Annotated in this window: 16 protein-coding genes and 1 tRNA gene; 11 read left to right on the top strand and 6 right to left on the bottom strand. The window is 64.4% G+C overall.

Annotation, left to right across the window (positions count from 1 at the left end; genetic code table 11):
- The first annotated feature begins 428 nt into the window (after positions 1-428).
- The 4 genes from HWV23_RS08220 to HWV23_RS08205 all read left to right on the top strand — a co-directional run bounded on the left by HWV23_RS08220 (position 429) and on the right by HWV23_RS08205 (position 3,969).
- Positions 429-1,997, top strand: coding sequence for an AAA family ATPase (locus HWV23_RS08220; protein WP_211693344.1), 1,569 nt, complete (start codon positions 429-431; stop codon positions 1,995-1,997).
- Entirely contained in the window at positions 1,990-3,333 is a 1,344-nt protein-coding gene (locus tag HWV23_RS08215; protein ID WP_178289929.1) for a hypothetical protein, read from the top strand. Before HWV23_RS08220 ends, HWV23_RS08215 begins: the two co-directional genes overlap by 8 nt.
- Positions 3,334-3,397: 64 nt before the next feature.
- Entirely contained in the window at positions 3,398-3,643 is a 246-nt protein-coding gene (locus HWV23_RS08210) for a DUF433 domain-containing protein (RefSeq protein WP_178289928.1), read from the top strand.
- Complete coding sequence (locus HWV23_RS08205) at positions 3,640-3,969, top strand: DUF5615 family PIN-like protein (protein ID WP_178289927.1); 330 nt, start codon at positions 3,640-3,642, stop codon at positions 3,967-3,969. Before HWV23_RS08210 ends, HWV23_RS08205 begins: the two co-directional genes overlap by 4 nt.
- A 117-nt stretch (positions 3,970-4,086) precedes the next feature.
- On the opposite strand, the gene HWV23_RS08200 is transcribed toward HWV23_RS08205, so the two are convergent.
- From HWV23_RS08200 to HWV23_RS08190, 3 genes are all read right to left on the bottom strand, one after another.
- Positions 4,087-4,281: a cold-shock protein gene (locus HWV23_RS08200; protein ID WP_178289926.1), complete on the bottom strand. Its 195-nt coding sequence runs from the start codon at positions 4,279-4,281 to the stop codon at positions 4,087-4,089.
- Positions 4,282-4,490: 209 nt separating this feature from the next.
- Entirely contained in the window at positions 4,491-4,685 is a 195-nt protein-coding gene (locus HWV23_RS08195) for a cold-shock protein (protein WP_178289926.1), read from the bottom strand.
- A gap of 55 nt (positions 4,686-4,740) precedes the next feature.
- Complete coding sequence (locus HWV23_RS08190; RefSeq protein WP_178289925.1) at positions 4,741-5,046, bottom strand: DUF7573 domain-containing protein; 306 nt, start codon at positions 5,044-5,046, stop codon at positions 4,741-4,743.
- Between the two features lie 157 nt (positions 5,047-5,203).
- Here HWV23_RS08190 and HWV23_RS08185 point away from each other — a divergent pair, with 157 nt between their 5' ends.
- Positions 5,204-5,431 carry a DUF8024 family protein gene (locus HWV23_RS08185; RefSeq protein WP_178289924.1) on the top strand — a complete coding sequence of 76 codons (228 nt, stop codon included), beginning with the start codon at positions 5,204-5,206 and terminating at the stop codon, positions 5,429-5,431.
- On the opposite strand, the gene HWV23_RS08180 is transcribed toward HWV23_RS08185, so the two are convergent.
- A complete protein-coding gene (locus HWV23_RS08180) occupies positions 5,382-6,371 on the bottom strand; it encodes a 5,10-methylenetetrahydromethanopterin reductase (RefSeq protein ID WP_178289923.1) in 990 nt (329 codons plus the stop codon). The genes HWV23_RS08185 and HWV23_RS08180 overlap by 50 nt on opposite strands.
- A 195-nt stretch (positions 6,372-6,566) precedes the next feature.
- On the opposite strand from HWV23_RS08180, the gene HWV23_RS08175 reads away from it, so the two are divergent.
- Together HWV23_RS08175 and HWV23_RS08170 are read left to right on the top strand one after the other, a co-directional pair.
- Positions 6,567-7,004 carry a histone family protein gene (locus HWV23_RS08175; RefSeq protein ID WP_178289922.1) on the top strand — a complete coding sequence of 146 codons (438 nt, stop codon included), beginning with the start codon at positions 6,567-6,569 and terminating at the stop codon, positions 7,002-7,004.
- Entirely contained in the window at positions 7,001-8,005 is a 1,005-nt protein-coding gene (locus HWV23_RS08170; protein WP_178289921.1) for a histone deacetylase family protein, read from the top strand. Before HWV23_RS08175 ends, HWV23_RS08170 begins: the two co-directional genes overlap by 4 nt.
- A gap of 493 nt (positions 8,006-8,498) precedes the next feature.
- On the opposite strand, the gene cca is transcribed toward HWV23_RS08170, so the two are convergent.
- Positions 8,499-9,845, bottom strand: coding sequence for a CCA tRNA nucleotidyltransferase (gene cca / locus HWV23_RS08165; protein ID WP_178289920.1), 1,347 nt, complete (start codon positions 9,843-9,845; stop codon positions 8,499-8,501).
- A gap of 94 nt (positions 9,846-9,939) precedes the next feature.
- Here cca and HWV23_RS08160 point away from each other — a divergent pair.
- The 4 genes from HWV23_RS08160 to gdhB all read left to right on the top strand — a co-directional run bounded on the left by HWV23_RS08160 (position 9,940) and on the right by gdhB (position 14,637).
- Positions 9,940-10,012 (top strand) — tRNA-Asn (locus HWV23_RS08160).
- 192 nt (positions 10,013-10,204) lie between these two features.
- Entirely contained in the window at positions 10,205-13,069 is a 2,865-nt protein-coding gene (locus HWV23_RS08155; RefSeq protein WP_178289919.1) for a bacterio-opsin activator domain-containing protein, read from the top strand.
- 121 nt (positions 13,070-13,190) lie between these two features.
- Positions 13,191-13,334, top strand: coding sequence for a rubrerythrin-like domain-containing protein (locus HWV23_RS08150; protein ID WP_178289918.1), 144 nt, complete (start codon positions 13,191-13,193; stop codon positions 13,332-13,334).
- A gap of 1 nt (position 13,335) precedes the next feature.
- The gene (gdhB, locus tag HWV23_RS08145) at positions 13,336-14,637 is read left to right on the top strand and encodes a glutamate dehydrogenase GdhB (protein ID WP_178289917.1); all 1,302 of its coding nucleotides are present in this window, start codon (positions 13,336-13,338) and stop codon (positions 14,635-14,637) included.
- A 32-nt stretch (positions 14,638-14,669) separates the two neighbouring features.
- On the opposite strand, the gene HWV23_RS08140 is transcribed toward gdhB, so the two are convergent.
- On the bottom strand, positions 14,670-15,734 hold the full coding sequence (locus HWV23_RS08140) for a matrixin family metalloprotease (RefSeq protein WP_178289916.1): 1,065 nt from the start codon (positions 15,732-15,734) through the stop codon (positions 14,670-14,672).
- Positions 15,735-15,792: the final 58 nt, after the last annotated feature.

The raw sequence follows: 15,792 nt of genomic DNA, 5'->3' as shown, positions 1-15,792 counted from the left end.
GGAGGGCTTATCGGAAACGCGGCAGAGCATCGCATACGTTTTGTGGTCGGTACAGGGCTGACATTACCTATCGCAAGGGGCGGAGGGACCTAAGGGCTATGGGGAACGGCAGGCTAGTCCGGACTGTAGAGCCTTCTTCCGAGTCTTTCAGCGCGCTGGTATGCTTCATCTTCGTCGGAAACCGATTCCTGATTGATTCGCCCAACCGAGAACTCCCGTCCACAGCCCTCCGGCGGTGAACAGCAGTACTGGACTTTCCAGCCACATCCCTCACGCTTCAGGCTATACCAGAGTATCGACGCACACCGTGGACAGCGAGCTTCGGGATGTTTTCGAGCCAACATTGCTGCGAGTTGGCCGCGGCCTGTCTGATAAACGGTCGCCGTCGGGCACCTAGATTTATTTCGACGACCCGACACAGACGAACGATGGCATACGACGGGCCGAAGGTCTTTCTCGCTCCCTACGGCAACGATGCGGCGCAGGAGAACTTCCAGCGGACTGTTCTCGAAGGCGTCGACGAGGATTTCGTAGCCGACCACTCCGACAGCTATCCGGAGGGCGACCCCGTTCGGGTCTGGGGTACCAAGGACAGCGTTTCGGGTAGCTGGAACAAAATCGAAGAGGGAGACTTCCTGCTCTTCTATCGGGACGGGAGCTACGAGTACGGTGCACGGGTGCTCGGAACCGAGCGGAACGAATCGCTCGGAGAGGAACTCTGGCCCAACCACGAGGAAGGTTCTCCGTGGGTCTGTATCATCTATCTCGAAGCACCGGTCGAGACGGACATCGACTCCGAAGAGGTTCACGACCTCGCGGGTCACGATATCTCCTACGTGATGGGATTCTCCACACTGAACGAGTTGGGTCTGGGCGGGATTCGAGGCCGCTATGGTTCCGTCGAGAACTTCGTTTACGGTACCGAGCCGGATGAAATGCCCACGCTCGACGACTTCGACGAGTCCGAGGACGAACCCGCAGACTTGACCCGAACTCCAGACGTCGACGTGCCGGAATCCGTCCTCGAAGGGCTCTACTTCCCCGGCGAACAGGGCCGTGAAATCCTCGAACAGGTCAACTCGGCGCTGAACGCGGGCAAACACATCGTCTTTACCGGACCGCCGGGCACCGGTAAAACGGAAATCGCTCGATTACTTTGTGAGTACTTGACCGGCACGAACCCGGATACCTACACCGGCTACCAGATTACGACGGCGACGGCCGACTGGTCGACGTTCGAGACCGTCGGCGGCTACATGCCCGAGGAATCGGACGGCGAGAACCTCTCGTTCGAACCGGGGCAGGTCCTCCGGCGGTTCAAACACAGGGACACCCAGCGGAACGAACTGCTCGTTATCGACGAAATCAACCGGGCCGATATCGACAAGTCGTTCGGCCAGTTGTTCACGCTGCTTTCCGGCCAGCCAGTTCAACTTCCCTACAAACGCGGTGGTGAGGAAATAGAAATCCTGCCGGCCTCGAAGTTCGATGGCCCTCTGCAGAAACACCAGTACGTCGTCCCTTCGTCGTGGCGGATTCTGGCGACGATGAACAGCTACGACAAAACCTCCCTCTACGAGTTGTCCTACGCGTTCATGCGGCGTTTCGCGTTCGTCCACGTCGCGGCACCGGATATCCCAGAAGCTACCGATGAACAGGTCGCGTTGGTTCGGTCGTACGCCGAGGCGTGGAATCTCGACCCCTCGGAAGAGACGCTCCGGGAGGTCGGTGACCTTTGGTTTGCCGTCAACGCCTTCGACGACGGACGCAAAATCGGTCCCGCTATCATCAAAGACATTCTCGCGCACGTGACTGCACACGACGTTGACCGACGGATTGCGCTGACACAGGCCGTCTCGAACTACGTCTTCCCGCAGTTGGAGGGTGTTCCGAACCGTAGAGATATCGTCTCACGTATCGCGAACTCGGACGCGGTCGATAGAGAGCGTCTCGGTCGGCTCGCGGACGATGTCCTCGGCGTTCGAATCCATGAATAGGGACGAACTCGTCGCCGGGCTTTCGGAGGATATCCTGACCTACGTGATGCATGGGACGTTCCCCGAACAGCACATCGCGAGCGAACTGAAGCCGGCGGGGCTGGACGAACGGTTCGACGATTACGAGGCACTGGTTCGCCTCCATTTCATCCTCAAGCCGGAAGTCGTCGATTTCGTCGAATCGCTCCCACAGCGACTCCGGAGCGTCAAAACCCAGACCGAAAGCGTCCGCGAGACCTCGCGTGGCCACGTCAGCGGCCGGATTAGCTGGTCGGCGACGGTCCGAAAGCGATACTCGACGAACCCGAAGGACCGCTCGCTGTTCGTCTGCGACAACCGTTCGGAAAACTACGATATCGCCGAGAATATCGTCCTCAAGCGATTGCTCGCTGTCATCTACCGAACGCTGGAGGATTGTGAACGGTATCTCCGGGCCGACTACGAGTGGGTCACCGACCGCTGGAAGGAGAACCTCGAACTCGTTGAGACGATGCAGCGGGTCTTCGAGCGGAACGTCCACGTCAAGCGCATTCGCGACCCCGAGAGCTACGAACCGACAGAACGGATGCTCGAACGCGCGGAAGAATCCCGAAGCCTCGTTTACACCGAGGCTGCTGGCCTCCTCCGGTCGTATCACGAGGCACTCGATGCGGACCCGGACGCGATAGCGGACCTACTCGAGAAGACAGCGATTACGCCGGACGATGACGAGACGCTGTTGGAGTTGTACGTCCTCTTTCAGTACGTCTCGGCCATCGAATCGCTCACACAGGAGTCGTTCACCCTGTCGACCATCGCCACCGACTCGCAGGAAGTCGCCCGGATGGTTGACGACGATACCGAAATCGTCCTGTACCACGATAACTCCGGCAAAGACCATGGCTTGTCGTTCCGTTCCGAGGAACTCGGCAAGCCGCGCGATGAACTCTCGCGAACGGAGATGGTCCAGCGCGAAACGCATGAAGTACTCTCGTCGTATTTCAGGGATCAGGAATTCCGCCATGTAACTGGTCGTCCCGATGTCATCGTCCTCGAAATCAACAGCACGGACCGACGGGAGTACCTCATCACCGAAGTGAAAAATTCGACCCGCCCGGAGACGATTCGGACGGGGATCAAGGAAACGCTCGAATACCTCGCCTTTCTCCGACAAGATGAGGAGTTCGTCTTCGAGGAGAGTTCCGAATATTTCGGCTCCGGCTGGAACGGGCTTCTCGTCGTGCAGGACATCGACGGGAAGGAGACTGCTTCGCTGGACGAACAACGCTCGATTCGAATCCTGCAAGCCTCCGAGGTCGAAGCACGGCTTCAGGACGTGCTTGAGGGTGTGTTGTGATATTTTAGACGCTGGTCTACTGCCCCACCTGTGATTTAAACGGGAAGCCGACCAAGCGAGTAGTATGACCGAGATCGTCCGCGACCCCGAGCACAGCGATGGCGCCCCTACCATCAAGGGAACGGGCATCCGGGTCGAGAACGTTGCGAGTGCCTACGAGCACAGCGGCTACTCGCCGGACGAAATCATCGAGTTATACCCGGCGCTGACGCTGGAGGACGTTCATACGGCGCTGGCGTACTACTATGCCCATATCGAGGAGTTCCGCGAGGGTGACGACGATGTCGGCACCGCTGAACCGCCTGCATGAGGACGGTTTATGCTGACGAGAACGTCTGGATGCCGGTCGTCGAGGGTTTGCGACGGCGTGGATGGGACATGACCTCTGCCCGAGAGGAGGAGACCCTTGGCGACACCGACAGGGAACATCTCGAATATGCGGCCGAGCGCGGATGGACGATTCTGACCTTCGACGACGACTTCCTGTCGCTGCTCGACAGCGCCGGAATCGAACACTGTGGGGTGATTTTCGTCTCGCAGCACGGGAAAGATATCGGGGAGCTCGTCCGTCGAATCGACGCGACATTAGACGATAATGCCGACCGAGACCTCGACGGTAAAATCCTCTACGCCTGAGATACACTGTCTCCGTCGCTTGCTATCGGGTCCCGTTACACGGCGCCACCGCTATCGGGCGTAGTTCGTCGAAAGAAGTGTAAGTTTCAGTCGCCGTGGGGCGAGTGTGACCTGGATTTAAAGGCGCGTGACGTTCGTCGCGCGCGGGCCTTTCTCAGCCTCTTCGATATCGAATTCGACCTCTTGGCCTTCCTCGAGGTCGGGGCCGCCAACGTCCTCCATGTGGAAGAAAACGTCCTCGTCCGCGTCCTCAGTCTCGATAAATCCGTAGCCGCCTGTGTCGTTGAAGAAATCAACAGTACCGGTTGCCATTGCAATTAGGTTGACGTGGTGTGTACGGATAAGGGTTCCGAGGGTATCGTTGTCATGATATGTCCGCATCGAGAGACAGCATCCCACGATTTCGGGCTGCAGAACGCAAGGGTCGGGATTCGACGGACACGACGAGCGCTGCCGCTACGTCGTGTAAAAATACGTGAAATTAGGATAGTTCGGTCGCCGTGAGGCGAGTGTGACCTGGATTAAAGGCGCGTGACGTTCGTCGCGCGCGGGCCCTTCTCGGCCTCTTCGATGTCGAACTCGACTTCCTGTCCTTCTTCGAGATCCGGACCGCCAACGTCCTCCATGTGGAAGAAAACGTCCTCGTCCGCGTCCTCAGTCTCGATAAATCCGTAGCCGCCTGTGTCGTTGAAGAAATCAACAGTACCGGTTGCCATTGCGAATCTGGAGAGACGAGTTATACATAAAAGGCTTCCGACCGCGACTGACGCGTCACCACTCCTTGCATTCGGCACAGACCAGCGCCTCGCCGGTCCCGTCGCCGTCCCGCCAGCGTTTCTCGACGGTCTCGCCACAGCGGCCGCAGTCGGCGCCGCCGGGCGTCCAGTCGTAGGTCGACAGCGCGGGTTCGACGCCCGCCGTCGGCGAGCCTTCGGCAGTATCCGGCTCGGTCTCGGCGTCGCCGTCGGAATCGGTTTCGTCGTCGACTGCCGATTCATCGGCTTCCGGGTCGTCCTCGCGCTCGTCGGCCGCCGTTTCGGCCCCGCTGGCGAACTCGTCGAGCGAGCGGTCGCGCATGGGCAATAGTGGGGGCGCGTCGGCTTAATACGGGCGGTTATAACGATTTATCGGTAATCCGCATTCGAACGGCGATTATAGATAAAGGACGACAACCGCCCGTATAAGGCCCGCGACAGACGGACACACACAAGTAGGAGGCCTCGAAGAATCGTGTATGGTAGAAGTCGAGATTCAGGACGGCCTCCGGGAGAACACGGTTGGCATCGTCGAGCAGTTCATCGAGATCGCGTCCGCCGACCCCCTGTCGGCGATTCTGATCGCCATCGGTGCAGTGCTCATCGCCATCTCCGCCGGCGGTTTCGGCGTGTTGACGCTCGGCGCCGTACTGTCGGCTATCGGCCGTCTGCTGCCGAGCCAACAGCCGCCCCAGCAAGCTCGATAGCCGCATCGAGGTCGGGCCCCAGCGGCGACCCGACGACGAAACTGTCCGCGTACTCCAGCACGCCCCGAATTTTCTCCTCGACCGTTTCCGGCGTTCCGGCGATACAGAAGGCGTCTATCATCTCCTCAGTGACGGCGCCGAAGGCCTCGTCGAACTCGCCGGCGGAGATGTGGTCGCCGATTGCCGACGCGCGCTCGCCGTCGATGCCGTGCCTGTCGAGGACGGGTGGGGCGGCACCGCCCGCGATGAAGGCGACGGGCGGTCTGGCGGCCGCGCGCGCGGCCTCTGCGTCCTCGGCGACCGACACCGAGGCGTAGGCGGCGAAGTCGAAGTCGCCACGACTGTCCAGTCGCTCGGCGAGACCCTTCTCGACCTGTTCGGCGGCCCACTCGAAATCGCGGGGGTGGGAACCGTTCAAGAGGACGCCGTCGGCGTGTTTGGCGGCCATCCGAATCATGTGTGGGCCCTGCGCGCCGACATAGGTCGGGATTTCGCCGACCGCCTCGTCGTAGTTGAGTCCGGCATCGCGGGCGACGAACGTGCCGTCGTGGTCGACGCGCTCGCCCGCGAAGAGGTCGTTTGTGACCTTGAACGTCTCCAGAACGCGCCGGAGCGGCCGCTCGTGGTCGAATCCGAGGTTGTTCAGCGTGGACTTGTCGCCGGCGCCGATACCGAAGATGGCCCGGCCCCCGGAGGCCTCGTCCAGCGTCGCGACGCGGGAGGCGAGCGTGACGGGGTGGGTCTCGTAGGGGTTGGCGACGCCGGGACCGACCCGGACGTCGTCAGTGCGGCGGGCAACCCGGTCCAAGGCGAGGAAGGGGTCGCGATTGTTGTAATGGCAGGACGCGAAGACGGTGTCGAAGCCGGCGGCTTCGGCGGCCGCGCCCAGATTGCCGATGCGGTCGACCGGGTGTTCCGGCGTGAGTTCGATTCCGAGCATGAGAAGCCTCGTTGTCGTGGCTTGGGGCCGCCCGGTCTTTTAGGCGCCCACTACAGGCAAAAGGCACCCTGACCGGCGACACACGCGCGAATCGACGCCCGTTTTGCCGGGTCGGGCGTGCGACCGGTGTTCAACAGGCGGCAAGCATGCCGAAGCCTCGCAAAGATTAAGGCGAATTCGGCCCGGGTGTTGGGTATGAGCGTCGAGTTACCGTTCGCCCCGGTGGACACGATCATCCGTCGGAATGCGGGGCAGTTGCGCGTTAGTGCCGAGGCTGCCGAAGAACTCGCTCGTCGGATTCAAGAGCGAGGGGCCGAGCTGGCCACCGACGGGGCCGAACGCGCAACGGAAGACGGCCGTAAGACCCTGATGGCCGAGGATTTCGACGCTCCGGTCGTCGACAAGGACCTCCTCGAACTGCCGGTCGCGCCTATCGACCGTATCGCTCGCCTCGATATCGACGACCGCTATCGGGTTTCGATGGACGCCCGCATCGCGCTTGCGGGCGAACTCGAATCCTACGCGGACACCGTGGCCGCGGCCGCGGCGATTCTCGCGCGCCACGCCGACCGGCGAACCATCAAAGCCGAAGATATCGAGGCATACTACGAACTCGAACCGTACTTCGAATGAGGTTCGGCTACCGCGAGGCTTGTCTCGACCACGATACCGGCGCCCGCCACCCCGAGACAGCGGACCGACTGCGGGCGATTCGCCGCGCGCTGTCGAAACGCCACGGGGTCGCCTACCGGGAGGGCAGCCTCGCGGACCGCTCGGCTATCGAGGCCGTCCACGACGCCGACTACGTCGCCGAGGTCGAGGAGTTCTGCGCCGACGGCGGCGGCACGTGGGACGCCGACACCGTCGCCGTCGAGGCGACGTGGGAGGCCGCCCGCGCCTCCGCGGGCCTCGCGTGCTGGGCCGTCGAGGAGGCGCTGGACGGCGCCGACGGCCGGCAGACGCCCTTCTCCATCGGCCGGCCGCCGGGCCATCACGCCGAATACGACGAGGCCATGGGCTTTTGCTTCTTCAACAACGTCGGCGTCGCGAGCCAGCAGGCCCTCGAACGCGACGGCATCGACCGGGTCGCGGTCTTCGACTGGGACGTCCACCACGGCAACGGCACACAGGACATCTTCTACGACCGTTCGGACGTCTTCTACATGTCCATCCACGAGCGGGGCCTCTTCCCCGGGACCGGTGAGGTTCTGGAGACGGGCGGTCCCGACGCCCGCAGGACGAATATCAACCTCCCGCTGCCGGGTGGCAGCGGCGACGACGAGTACACTGCCGCCGTCGACCGCCTGCTCGAACCCGCTCTGGAGCGGTTCGACCCCGACCTCTTCATCATCAGCGCGGGGTTCGACGCCCACGAACACGACCCCATCTCGCGGATGCGCGTCTCGACGGAGGGGTACGGCCACCTGACCAAACGGGTCCGCGAGATAAGCGACGACCTCGACGCGGCGCTGGCGTTCGTCCTCGAAGGCGGCTACGGCCTCGACGCGCTGGCCGATTCGGTCGGTATGGTCCACGAGGTCTTCGACGGTCGCGAACCGATAGCGCCGGACGGCGACGTGATGTCGAAATCCAAACGCGTAATCGACGACGCGCGCGACGCCCACGACCTGTAGGTGCTTGTGGGTATGTGGTGCTTCGACTTTTCGTCGCTTGCGAAGCCCTCGGTCGGCTGGCGGTCGCTGAGCGGGATATTCGACGGACGTAGTTGCGTCGAATAGAGCCCGCTCAGACGACCACGCAAGCGCCAGCCGCCCTCGCCCTTCGATTCCGCCACGGGACCGCAACCGCAGCCACACCCCTCCCCAGCCGACTCCCTCGCTTCGCTCGGTCGTCCCTCACGGGTCGCTTCGCTCCCCGTTCGAAATCCGAGGGTCCCGCTCCCTATGGTCGCTCCGACCCTCGCTACCCCTCGCACGGTGTCGTCCGACCGCCGCTCACGGGGACGTTCGCGGCGGTCGGCCAGCGCGCGCCATTTATAAATTTACATAATCGAGGGCGAGTGGTCGCCTCGGCGCCCCTTCTGATCTGGGGCTTTCCAGCTGTTTGTAGTCGGAGAATCGCCCCGCTCGTATTATAAACGAACGCGGCCGACACGAAGTCGAACGGTCAGGGCCGCGGCTCGAAGTACCGCGCCAACTCGATGCCGAACTCCTCGGCTAGCGCACCCACCTCCTCACCGACCAGCACGTCGTAGTCGGCCTCCAGCGCCGACTCGACGTGCGGGCCGAGCGACACCTCGAAGAGTCGGGCTTCGAGCAGTTCCCCGGGCGTGCGGGCCTCGCGCGGGCGCTCGACCACGTAGCGACCGTCCTCGTCGATGAACGGCCCCGAAACGTCGGCGTCGTCGGCGTAGGCCTCGTAGAACCCTTCGGCGTGGCTCCGAACGCCGACCGGCGGGCCGTCGTGTCGGGCGACGCTGGGCAGTTCGGAAACGGAACACTCCACCAGCAGGACGGCCGAGTCGTCGGCAAAGCGGGCGCTTCGAAGGGGCGCAAAGCCCGCCCGCTCTAGGGCGCCCTCGATGCCAGCCAGCGACTTGTCGAGTTGGGGGTACAGTTGGTCCTCGACGATATCCGGCGCCGAAAATCGGAGCGCGACTGGTGTCGTCCCGCGCTCTTCGAGGCGTTCGCGAACGTCCTCGGCCGACAGCGGGGCCGGCTCGCTCGCCTCGAAGGACTCGACTTGCGGGTCGTCGAGCAACTCGCGGGCGTAGTGAACCACGCGGGCGACGTTTCGGGCCGAGCAGACGGCCGCTACGTTGCGCTCGGGGTCGGTGGGGTCGATGACGACAAGCGGGTCCTCGAACGATTTCTCGGCGTGGTCCTCGGGGTCGAACTCGATTGGCGGATGCCAGTCGGCGGCGGCCTCGACGAACTCGCGGAAGCCGCCGTATTCGAGGACGAGAAGTTCGGTCAGAAAGCCCGAGAAGCCCTTGGTCCGCAGGTCGCTGCCGTAGGCGCCGATGCCGGTCAGAAACGCCTTCGCCAGTCGGACGTCGTCGGCCAGCGGCTCGATTTGGCCCTCCAGATACGCGGTGTGAAACGGCGTCCGGTCGACCGCCGACCGGATGTCGGTCGCGCTCTCGACGGCGTAGCAGGGGACACAGTCGACGTCGAAGCCGCGGTACTGGCCCTTGACGTAGGGGTGTTCGGCGTATTCCTCGTGGCCGTCCGGCAGCACCGCGTGGCCGATTTCCAGCCCGTACTCTTCCAGTTGCTCGCGGGGCAGGTCCGGTGAAAAACGGACGAAGAGGTCGACGTCGCGGTCACCGGCGAGCCACGTCCCGCGTGCGGTCGAGCCGACCAGTCGGGTGTCGGCCTCGACGGGCAACTCGGCGATGGCGGCCTCGGCGCGGTCCGTCAGTTCTGCGACGACGGCCTCCAGTTGCTCGCGTTCCTCGTCGTCGGGGACGACCCGGTCGCGTACTGCCTCGACGACCGACTCGAAGGACATATCGACCGTTGCGCTGTTGGGTGGTAAAGCGTGTCGATGCCGCGCTGAAGCGAAAGCCCTATTTGTCGAATCGCAGTATGTTCAGTTGCGTCGTGCCGCCGTAGCTCAGTTGGTAGAGCACCTGGTTGTTACCCAGGTTGTCCCAGGTTCGAGACCTGGCGGCGGCGTACTTCTTTCGTCGCTCACGCTTCGAGCGACGCATCCGGCCGCCGGCCGAACGCCTTTATCGCCGGAGGGTTTGATACTGAACCATCCATGACTCCGGCTCCTGATTCCACCCCCGATTTGCGACAGCGCCGACCGTGCCGGCCGCACATCGACGTTTCGGCTCCGCCACACCCCAACGGGGCGGTCGACTGATGTCCGGGGGGTCGCCGCTCGATTCTGCCCACCTCGTTGCCGTCGGGACGGCCGACTGGCTCGCGCCGTTCGCCGAGGTGGTCGAGGCCACTGGGGCGTCCGTGCGGACGGTCGAGACACCGACGGAAGCCCTCGACGCGGTCGACCGCGGCGCCGTCGATTGTGTGGTCACTGACTACGCTCTCGGAGAGACCAGCGGCGTCGACCTCGTGGCGACGATTCGTGAGGAGACGACGACGCTACCGGTGGTGCTCGCTACCGATACAGGCAATGAATCAGTCGCCAGCGAGGCTATCGGCGCGGGCGCAACCGATTACGCCGTGATGGATGGGCCGGTCGATTCGGCGGTCGATGAGTTGCTGGCGCGAACCGAACGCGCGATGGCGACTGCACGGCAGGCCTCGGTTCGACAGGAGCGGGCCCGACAGTTCGACGCGGTGTTCGACGACACGCGGACGGCGACGTGGGTACTGGACACCGAGGGGGCGCTCGTCCGGGCGAACCGGACGGCCCGCGAGATGACCGACGTGACCGTCGACGCGCTCGTCGGCCAACCGTTCTGGACGCTCCCGTGGTGGGCCCACGCCGACCCGGTTCGCCGCGACGTGCGGCGACTGGTCGAGACGGCCCTCGACGGTTCGTTCGCGAACGCTATCGTCTCCCAACCGCCGCACGTCGACGACCAGCGGGTCATCGACCTCTCGGTTCGGCCGGTCGAGAACGACCGCGGCACCCTCGCTTCCATCGTCGTCGAGGGCGTCGACATCACCGACCGGGTCGAACTCGAGCGGGACCTCAGACGCTCCGAGGAACTCCATCGGGTCACGCTCAACAACATGACCGACACCGTCCTCATCACCGACGAGGACGGGGAGTACACCTACATCTGCCCGAACGTCCACTTCATCTTCGGCTACACCGCCGAGGAAATCCGACGGCAGGGAACCATCGACGAACTCCTCGGCGAGGACCTCTTCGACCGCGAGGAACTCGCCGAGACGGGCGTCCTCAAGAACATCGAGTGTACTGCGACGGACAAGGCGGGCCGCGAACACACCCTGTTGGTCAACGTTCGCGAAGTCTCGATTCAGGGCGGGACGCTGCTGTATAGCTGTCGTGATATCACGAAACGCAAACAGCGCGAGGAGGCGCTGGCGACCCTCCAGGAGACCGCACGGGCGTTCCTCTACGCCGAAACCCACAGCGAAATCGCCCAGCAGGTCGTCTCGGACGCCGCCAGCGTCCTCGACTTGGAGGCGAGTGCCGTTTATCTGTTCGATGCGGACGAAAACGAACTGGCGGCCGCGGCCCACTCCCCGGCGATGGCGGACCTGCACGGGCCGTTGCCGACGGTTCACGCCGACGGCGAGACGCTCGTCGGCCGGAGTTTCGTCGACAACGAGTCGCTGTTCTTCGAGGACGTCCACGCGGCCGACCGCCTCGACAACCGGGCGACCCGACTCAGGCGGACGACCTTCATCCCGCTCGGGGACCACGGCGTCTTCGTCGCCGGGTCGGATTCGGTCGGCGCCTTCGACGAGGTGACGCGGGAACTCGCCGACCTGCTGGCGGCGACCGCCGAGGCGGCCCTCGACCGTGTCGCCCGGGAATCGCGACTCCGCGAACAGGACCTCACCCTCCAGCGGAAAAACGAGGAACTCACGGCGCTGAACCGCATCAACGAGACGATACGTGAAATCGACCAGGCGGTCGTACAGGCCGAAACCCGCGAGGAAATCGACCACGCCGTCTGCGAGTTGCTGACCGACGACGACCGATTCCGTTTCGCGTGGGTCGGCACGGTCGATTCGACGACCGAGACGCTGGAGCCGCGAGCGTGGGCCGGCGACGAACAGGGATACCTCGACAGTCGCTCGTTCGCGGTCGATGCCGCGGAGGCGGAACCGGCCGGCCGCACCGCGGCGACCGGCGAGGTGACGCTCGTGCGGAACGTCGCCGATGGCCTCCGGGACGAGTCGTGGCGCTCCGAGGCGCTCACGCGGGATTTCCTGTCGGTGCTGAGCATCCCGCTGGTGTACAACGACCTCACCTACGGCGTGTTGACGGTCTATGCGGACTCCCGGGACGCCTTCGACGAGACGGCGCGGGCGGTGCTGGCCGAACTCGGCGAGACCATCGCGGCGGCCCTCAGCGCCATCGAGCGTACCAACGCGTTGCTCACGACGTCGATGACCCGCGTCGAGTTCGGCATCGACGACCCGACTTTCGTCCTCTCGCGTCTCGCTCACGCCGCCGAGTGTACCCTCTCCTATCAGGGGGTCTTACAGCGGACGACGGAGGGGAGTTACCTCTTCGTCACCGTCGAGGGGACGGACGTGGCAGCCGTCGAGGACGCCGCGTCGGAACTGGTCGGCATCGACGAGGTTCGCCGAATCAGTGCCGACGTCGACGGCGGCGTCCTCCGATTGCGACTCACCCGGCCCTTCCTCGCCTCGGAGTTGGCCGACCACGGGGCCATCGTCCGCGAGGCGACGGCCTCGCCCACCGAGACGAGGCTCGTCATCGACATCCCGGAGCGCATCGACGTCCGGAACATCACGCGACTTATCGGGGAGACGTTCGCGGGCGTCGAACTCCGCAGCAAGCAGACGATGGACCGGACCGCCGACCGCGACCTCTACTCGCGGTTTCTGGAGGACCTCACCGACCGCCAACTCGAAGTCCTCCAGACGGCGTACTACAGCGGGTTCTTCGAGGCCCCGCGGGAGAGCACCGGCGAGGACGTCGCCGAGACGCTCGGGGTCTCACCGACGGCGTTCTACCAGCACATCCGGGCGGTCCAGCGCAAGGTCTTCGCCACGCTGTTCGAGGAAAACGACGTGCCCCTTACCTCGCCCGAGTAGGTTCAATAACGAACCCGCCCTTTCGGCAGCCCTTCGTCATCGAACAGCTACGCATTACCTTATACACATGATAGACCTTAACCGAGTGCTTCCGGACGGCGGTAACCACTCGTGACATCCAATGAGAGACATCGAACAAACTCCCGACGAAGAGACCACCTACGAGTGCTTCGAATGCGGCGGTATCGTTCTCGCCGAGAGCAATCCCGAGACCTGCCCCGAATGCGGCGGCGCGATGCGGAACCGCCAGACACCCATCGAATAATATGTCGCCACCTTCCCCGGGCGACGACGAGCCAGCGGCAGGGCCGGGGCCGGAACCGGAGGCCGAATCGGCCGTCGAGACGGCTCGCCGACAGCTCCAGCAGGCCGCGGCGTATCTCGATATCGACCCGAACGTCGTCGAGCGGCTCAAACACCCCACGAAGGTCCAGGAAGTGACGGTGCCCATCGAGCGCGACGACGGGAACGTCGAGGTGTTCACCGGCTATCGCGCCCAGCACGATAGCGTCCGCGGCCCGTATAAGGGCGGCCTGCGCTATCACCCCGAGGTCACCCGCGACGAATGTGTCGGCCTCGGGATGTGGATGACCTGGAAGTGTGCGGTCATGGACCTTCCCTTCGGCGGCGCGAAGGGCGGCATCGCCGTCAACCCGAAGGAACTCAGCGACGAAGAGACCGAACGGCTCACCCGCCGCTTCGCCGAGGAAATCCGCGACATCATCGGTCCGAACCGGGACATCCCGGCGCCGGACATGGGGACGGACCCCCAGACGATGGCGTGGCTGATGGACGCCTACTCGATGCAGGAAGGCGAAACCATCCCCGGCGTCGTCACCGGGAAACCGCCAGTCATCGGCGGCAGCGAAGGCCGGGACGCCGCCCCGGGTCGCAGCGTCGCCATCATCACCCGCGAGGCCGTCGACTACTACGGGTGGGACCTCCGGGAGACGGACGTTGCGATTCAGGGCTACGGCAGCGTCGGGTCCAACGCCGCCCGCCTGCTCGACGACTGGGGCGCGAACGTCGTCGCCGTCAGCGACGTCAACGGCGGTATTTACGACCCCAACGGCCTCGATACCTACTCCATCCCGTCACACCACGAGGAACCGGAGGCCGTCATGGGGCATGCGGCCCCCGAAACCGTCACCAACGAGGGCTTGCTCGAACTCGACGCCGACGTGTTGATTCCGGCCGCCGTCGGCAACGTCCTCACCGAATCGAACGCCGACGCCATCGAGGCCGATATGATAATCGAGGGTGCCAACGGCCCGACGACGAGCGTCGCCGACGAAATCTTCGCCGCGCGGGAGATTCCGGTTATCCCCGATATCCTCGCCAACGCCGGGGGCGTCACCGTCTCTTACTTCGAGTGGCTGCAGGACATCAACCGCCGGCCGTGGTCGCTCGAACGCGTCAACGACGAACTCGAAACCGAGATGGTCGACGCCTGGAACCACGTCCGCGAGGAGTACGAAGCCCGGGACGTGACGTGGCGAAACGCCGCCTATATCGTCGCCCTCTCACGACTCGCCGAGGCCCACCAGTCCCGCGGCCTCTGGCCCTGACGCGCGATATCCGGCCTACGTTTCGACGCCCGTCAACTCCCGCTCGGGCCATCGCTTCCCTCGTCGAGTTCTTCCTCCCGAACCAGTCCGAGCGCCCGCCCGATGTCGGCCGGCGATGGGCCGTCGATGCCGTCGAGTTCCTGCAGGGCGTCGTTGGCGGCCTGCTGGCGGTCCCGTGCGGTTATCCGGTCGCCGTCGGCCATGGCCTCGGCGGCCGCCCGCATGTTTTCGGCGGCCTCAATCAGCAAGTCGGCGACGGTGCGGGCCGTATCGAAGTACCGCTGGAGGCGCTCGCGGTCGACCGTCTCGGGGCGTTGCATCTCCTCGAAGGCCGTTGCGGCCTCCTCGGCGGTCGCGATGTGGCCCTCAATCGACTGATAAAGGTCGCGGGACCGCTCGAAGGGGTCGATGGCCTGCTGGTAGGCGTCGTCGTTCCAGTAGCCGATACCCTCGTTGTACGCGCGAGTGCCGTCGTTGCGGGCGCTCCAGCCCGCCCGAAAGGCATCGAGGACGTCGACGCGGGCCTCGTATTCGGGCAGGCGGTCCTCGATGCGGTTCGACATGATGTAGGCCGGTTCGGCGTCGTGGCCTAACCCGAGCAGGTGGCCGATTTCGTGTTTGGTCGTGATTTCGACCTCCCCAGAGGGCCGGCCGGTGGCAACGACTTCGGCGACGACGGGCCGGTCGATGCGGTTGTTCTCCTTGATGAGCGGCGCACACCCGAGGATGTTGTCCGTGCTGTGTTCCTGACAGCCGTCGAGTTCCTCGCGACTGTCCAGGAACTCGATTTCGACGTCCGGGTCGGCGTCGCCGCTTCCGTCCCCGACGCGCCGGAACTCGACCTCGAAACCCGCGTACTGCCCGGCGTTTTCGGTCCAGAAGGAAAGCGACGTGTCGGTAATCGCTTCCAGGTCGTGTGTGCTCTCGCTTTGGTCGTCGATGACGACGGTCGTGGTGCCGGCGAGGGGATGGCCCCGCGGGTCCGCGTCCTCGGCGAACTCCTGAACGTCGGTACAGCCGGCGAGGCCGGCCGACAGTCCTGCGCCCGCCATGCCAGTCGCGGCGCCCCGGAGCAGTTCTCGCCGTCGCAGCGTCATATCCGGCCTAGTCCCTCGGCGCACGTATACTCGCTGGCCGCCGTGGACGGTCGACGCA

Source organism: Natronomonas halophila (assembly GCF_013391085.1).
Classification (GTDB): Archaea; Halobacteriota; Halobacteria; order Halobacteriales; family Haloarculaceae; genus Natronomonas; species Natronomonas halophila.
Note: the sequence above shows the minus strand (reverse complement) of the source record. Positions and strands in the feature narration are given on the sequence as shown.